The following is a 4,989-nucleotide window of genomic DNA, read 5'->3' as shown; positions in this document are numbered from 1 at the left end:
AGAACTATTACAATGAATTTGATTAAGAAATGTTTAGTGCTGACAGGAATCATACTACCTGTAAGTTTGTCCGCACAGACAGTTAGCGGAAAATTGATTGACGAGAACAACTTAAATAATAAATTAATATTCTTATGACTAATAAATTAATATTTTCTATTTTTATTTCCTTATTTATATCATGTGCTTTTTCGACTATTAAAGCTCAAACTGATGTTCGCCCTTATAAAGAGTGGGAAGCTACCCAATTCGTTGCTGTTAGTGGACATCAACCTGAAGATTATGTTCTTACTGATAATAATTGGGAAATAATGTATAATTTACGTACTCCACATACCCAAAGTGAACTTCTTGGTATGGGGATAAAATGTTCTGATAGCCAATTATTATTGTTGGAAGTAGGAGGGCTGATTAATAAAACAAAAGGAAAATGGAAATGCACAATTCCTATTCTCGATAAAGAACAGACTACATCTTTAAGAAATGTCAGTAAGGAAATTGCGGCATCTATGTATTCAAAAACTAAGAATGATTTTGTCTCTCTTGTACATACAATCAAGGGAATGGGATTTGAAAACAATGCACTTTCATTGGTCTTTTCATATCTTTTGGACGGTAGGATGTGGACAAAGCTTGTTTTATTTGATGATATAAACAACCATGCTGGTTGGAGCGGTTGTTATTGGGTTTTATATGAGCCACGCAAAGACCTTAAATTCGGTACAAATGGTTTCGGTGATATGAATTTGATATTAACCTATCTCAACAGTGAGGTTTCGCCAAGCAGTAAAACGATGGATGATAGTGCTGATGAAATATCCCAATATGGTAAAATAAACAATCCGCAACTTATCTCTAAACTCATTCCATACGGCTTGACAAACCAAAGCGGAGACATTCTATTTCCTATCATAAAAAAACAGCAAGATAGTTTTCATCAAATTATTGATAAACTTGTTAATTCCATTTCGTCAGAACTTAAAGACAACTGTGGCAATATCGCAACTCAATATGATATAAATGATGAAAATACAGCAATGGTGATTTTGTATCATGAAGTTATGTGGTATTTAATGGATAATCTGATCCAGGATAAAGTGTTAAACATACCAGCTGTTTTTAAAGACGAAGAAAACAACAAACAACGATTGAATGAAGTCGTTTTTTTTATTGAGGGTGGATTGATGCAATAATATCTATTCAAAAATTATCAGATGCAGATAAAATTTTGCGGTAACAGTCCGCTATAAATTCAATACAGCCAAGAGCAAGTATAAAATTTGTAGCAATTTAGTAGATATTTTAAGACCAAAGAAGTTTATATTTCTCTGTTTCAACTATTTGTAACATAACTGATATGAATTTATCTTATGATTATTACTAATATCATAAGATATTTTTTTATGCTACAAACAGGAAAGACAGGAATATATAAGTGAATATAATTATAGAACTATTACAATGAATTTGATTAAGAAATGTTTAGTGCTGACAGGAATCATACTACCTGTAAGTTTGTCCGCACAGACAGTTAGCGGAAAATTGATTGACGAGAACAGCCAACCGTTGCCATACGCCAATGTGGTGCTGCTCTCGCTGCCGGATTCGGCGTTTGTGAGCGGAGCTACTTCAGATGACAAAGGAAACTTTGTCCTGAAGGATTTGTCAGCACACAGTTATCTTTTGCAAGTATCTTATATAGGCTATCAGCCCCAGTCTATATTACTGGAAAATCTGGACCGGAAAATAAACTTAGGGGATATCCGTTTGGTTCAGGATGCCGTTTCTTTACAAGGTGTAACCGTAACCGGCAGTAATGTGATGGAGAAAATAGACCGTCAGATTGTGATTCCTTCTTCCAGACAAATCAAAGCAGCTACATCAGGATATGAATTGCTGAGCCACATGCAGCTCCCTGGGCTGAAGGTAAACAGCATTGAGAGAAGTATTTCTACGGTAAGCGGTGGGAGTGTACAGCTGAGGATTAACGATATTGAAGCATCTACCGCACAGGTTCAGGCATTACGTCCTGACGAAGTGCTGAGGGTGGAATACATAGATAACCCGGATATGCGATATGCCAATACAGATGTGGAAGCCGTCATCAATTATGTCGTGAAGCGCAGGGAATCGGGTGTAGCGGGAGGATTCAATCTGACCAATGCCGTAACAACCGGTTTCGGTAATGACAATGTGTATATAAAAGCTAATCATAAGTTGTCAGAATTTGGTTTCAACTACTATGTGAGCTATCGCGACTATAATGACCGTTTTGTGAATGAGGATCAGACTTTCAGCCTTCCGGATGGAAACCGTGACCGTTATCTGAAAGGTATAACTACTCCTTTCAACTATGCCGACCATTACCTGGAACTGAATTATAATCTGACCAAGCCGGAGAAATATGTTTTCAATGCTTCTTTCACAGACAATCTTTTCCGCTCGCCGCATAATGATTATGGCCAGATTATCCAGGAAGAAGGTAAAAACGACATCTATAGTTTTACAAAGAAAATCAACAATTCCAATTCACCTTCTTTGGACTTGTACGGAAAAGTTCTGCTGCCTAAAGATCAGGAACTGGTTTTGAATATGGTAGGTACTTATATCAGTTCCGATTATGAACGTAATTACAATGAATCGCTTACTGAAGGTGGTACTCCGTATTCTGAATATATCTACAGTACGGATGGTAAAAGATACTCCCTGATTGGAGAAGGTATTTATAAGAAGAACTTCAAAAACGTGGCTTTAAGCGGAGGATTGAAATATACGCTGGCTTATACGAACAATAAGTATATGGGTGATGTAAACCAGACAGATGAAATGCACAGCTCCGACTTGTACGGTTATGTGCAGGTAAACGGTAAATGGAAGAAATTAAGCTACCTGTTGGGTGTTGGTCTTTCAAGACAAAGCTATGATGAATCTGGAAAAGGTTATTCATTTTATATGTTCCGTCCTTCTGCTTCATTGTCCTACAAACCATTTGAGGGAGCTACCCTTAAATACGTATTTTCCAGCACTCCTAATGTGCCGTCTTTGTCATCACTCAGCGACATCCGGCAGCAGCTTACGGATATAGAGGTAAACCGTGGTAACCCCAATCTGAAGCCGTATCGTTCTTACAGTAACACACTTCAGCTTTCATGGGGTAATAAATGGGTTGACTTACAACTGAAAGGTGGCTATTATTTCAGCAAGAATCCGATCATGGAAGAGGTAAATATGGTGTTGCAGCCGGACGGCAGCTATATTTTTGAATATGGCGTAGATAACCAGAACCGCTTTTCAAGACTGAACGGACAACTCTATGCCAATGTGAACATTATACCTGATATGCTTTCACTCAGTCTCTATGGTGGTGTGAACAGATACGAATCAAAGGGAAACTCCTATACGCATAACTTCAACGCATGGTATGGTGGCGGTAATCTTTCATTCACATACAAGAAATTCTCTGCTAATGCGGTAGTCAGCAGCCGATACAATACTTTGTATGGTGAAACAATCAGTTACGGAGAAAAGAACTGTATGTTTCAGTGTTTGTACAAAATCAAAAACTTCAATGTGGGTGCCGGTATGCTTTTCCCTTTCCAGCCGAAGGGATGGAGCGGTGGAACCAAGTTGCTGAGCAAAGAGGTACGCAAAGAAACCTGGTCTTTCATAAAAGATAACGGAAATATGTTCCTTCTCTCTCTATCATGGGATTTCAGTGTGGGTAAGAAACACAATGCAGAGGGCAAGATCACAAATAATGTGGACCGCGAAACAGGTATTGCAATGTAAAATATATACACAAAGGTACTCAAACTGGCGACAGCCAGAAGAACCGTATGTAAGAACAACATCAATTTCATTTATAGATACTCTTTGAGCATATAGGGGTGATAGGTTTGTCACCTTTATATGCTTTTTCTTTGGGTGTTATTTTGATTTTGTCACAGAATCATCCTTTGTACTCTCTTATTAATCGGGAGGCCTAACACAAGCTATCAGGACAAGTATTACCATTTTATGAAACTATGATCAATCTTTTTCTCTCTCTTTGGCTGAAGTTCTTCCTCCTACTGCTTCTTCAACTTTATAAAAAACAGCCAAGATTGTCTTGGCTGTTTTCTTATCAATCAACAGAAAAGCCTTTGAACTTAATATCTGAAGGGATATCCGGTTCCTGATGTTCTTCCGGTTCATCAGGCTTCAGTGCGTAAAGTATAGACTTTATATCCTCCCTTACCTTCAGAGTGTATTCCTGTATGCTTTCTGCGTGGCTCGGCTTCTCCAGCTGTGCCGGGATTGGCCGTTCTGTCTGTCTGAACTTCTTCCGGAAAAACGGCACATTGCTTTCCACCGCTATACCGTAAAACTCCCCAGGCTCCAGAGAAAGGAAGCTGGAAGGTTTGGCTGCGTCCCTTTCTTGTACTGATTCGCTGGTTCCTGAAGTCCGGTGAAAGCCCGTCCTCGATTGTGATGCGGTTGTATAGACTTTATCTTCCTTCCCAAATTGGCGAGAAAGTCTTTCTGCCGTTATGCTCGAAGATACCCTACCATAAAAGTGGGTATTACAGGACGCAAACAGCACATCGGCCTTTTCCTTGCCGTAACCGTCAGAAAGCTGTGCAAGATCCTGGCACATCAGGACTGTAGATATTTTATTGCTTCGTCCCGTGTTCGGCAATATGTCAAGACCAGGTATATATACAGTCGGGGCTTCATCGATCATTACAAAAGAAGGAACTTTGCCGGGTTGGTTCATCAGCTTTGTGGCCACTGTTATAATAAGACTGCATAACGGTGCAAAGGTCTGTACAAGGGTAGGATATGTCCCCACGGTTACAATAGCCGGAGAAGAAGGATTGTTCAGATCCAGAGAAAAATCATTTCCACCAAAAATATACATCAGTTCCGGAGTGTTTATCTGTGCTATTGCAGACTGCAAAGTTCCAACAACTCCGCTGACTTGTCCGTCTGCTCCCCTCTCCATTGCAC

General features: G+C 39.3%; 3 protein-coding genes. 2 read left to right on the top strand and 1 reads right to left on the bottom strand.

Annotated features, from left to right (window positions below; translation table 11 throughout):
• Nucleotides 1-134: 134 nt before the first annotated feature.
• Together B5F78_RS15910 and B5F78_RS15905 are read left to right on the top strand one after the other, a co-directional pair.
• The gene (locus B5F78_RS15910) at nt 135-1,193 is read left to right on the top strand and encodes a hypothetical protein (RefSeq protein WP_140400218.1); all 1,059 of its coding nucleotides are present in this window, start codon (nt 135-137) and stop codon (nt 1,191-1,193) included.
• Between the two features lie 268 nt (nt 1,194-1,461).
• Nucleotides 1,462-3,789 carry a TonB-dependent receptor gene (locus tag B5F78_RS15905; RefSeq protein WP_087407198.1) on the top strand — a complete coding sequence of 776 codons (2,328 nt, stop codon included), beginning with the start codon at nt 1,462-1,464 and terminating at the stop codon, nt 3,787-3,789.
• A gap of 334 nt (nt 3,790-4,123) precedes the next feature.
• Here B5F78_RS15905 and B5F78_RS15900 read toward each other — a convergent pair.
• Nucleotides 4,124-4,989: type IV secretory system conjugative DNA transfer family protein (locus tag B5F78_RS15900; RefSeq protein ID WP_140400216.1), on the bottom strand; the 866-nt coding region annotated here is incomplete at its 5' end.

It is taken from the genome of Bacteroides sp. An279, assembly GCF_002159615.1.
Lineage (GTDB): Bacteria > Bacteroidota > Bacteroidia > Bacteroidales > Bacteroidaceae > Phocaeicola > Phocaeicola intestinalis.
The sequence above is the reverse complement of the archived record's forward strand: the minus strand, read 5'-3'. Positions and strand labels throughout refer to the sequence as shown.

Coding starts and splice junctions, on each gene's coding strand:
- B5F78_RS15910 (WP_140400218.1), top strand. CDS start 135: ATGACTAATAAATTAATATTTTCTATTTTTATTTCCTTATTTATATCA.
- B5F78_RS15905 (WP_087407198.1), top strand. CDS start 1,462: ATGAATTTGATTAAGAAATGTTTAGTGCTGACAGGAATCATACTACCT.